Origin of the sequence: Neobacillus fumarioli NBRC 102428 (assembly GCF_001591485.1) — a bacterium.
Classification (GTDB): domain Bacteria; phylum Bacillota; class Bacilli; order Bacillales; family Cytobacillaceae; genus Neobacillus; species Neobacillus fumarioli.
Genome location: NZ_BCUZ01000258.1, coordinates 1 through 871, shown reverse-complemented (window position 1 = coordinate 871; position 871 = coordinate 1). Strand labels below are relative to the sequence as shown.

General features: G+C 39.4%; 1 protein-coding gene. It reads right to left on the bottom strand.

What is annotated here, in order from left to right:
• Positions 1-208: 208 nt before the first annotated feature.
• The coding region (locus tag BFU02S_RS15980) for a transposase (RefSeq protein WP_174520357.1) at positions 209-871 on the bottom strand (663 nt) is incomplete at its 5' end.

The window sequence follows — 871 nt, the reverse complement described above, 5'->3', positions numbered from 1 at the left end:
TTTTTTTCAGTTAAACTATACATTTTTATGATTTTAAGGCCTTTTTGGTTATTTAAGCGGAAAACCGAGACTGTCGATTTATTTGTAGTTTATTCCGCTTCTAACCCTTATTTCACATACTTTGTGAATTTTATCGGGTCTTTTCACAAGCTTTTCTTGTTTTTTGTGAATCTTCCCTTTCCATGGCCTTCTATTTGCCCCGATTTCCCTAATTTGGGCAGACGGGGGCCTTCACCCGATTCTCGCATTTTTTGAAACGATAAAAGGGCTTGATGGGTTCAGCTAATTCCTTTACCATAATTTTCAAATTGATTACCATGGCCGTCAATTTGGACGTAATCCTTAATTTTTCTCTCCCTCTTGTTCTTGGTTTCCTTAGACCATGATGGTTGGCAGCTTCATGATTCGTTCTTTCCACATCATACCGGGCAGTTAATGCACTCTTTCCGGCTTTGGTTTGATTATAAGATTTTCCTTGTTCCATGATTTCATAATAATCACTGATAAAAACGGTTCGACCATTTTTATTGGTCGTACATTGTTCAAACATTGGGCAAGCTTTACAGGTGTTCGCTTCGAATTTGTATTGATATCCCTGACTCGGGTTATTTCGAACTTTTTTAGAGGTCGTGTTCCCTAGAGGGCAGGTGACTTCATCCAATTTTGCATCATAAACAAACCAATCGGGCTCTAACAATCCCGTTGGATTTGAATTTTTTTGTATAGGAGCGGTCAGTAAAATCTGCATCTCTTTTATTTTCTGGCGATTTTCACCTGTGCCATAAGCCGTATCACCGATGACTTGTTTCGGTACTATCCCATGATGATTGATCACTTCCTCCACCATTGGGACAAGACGTTCTCCATGGGG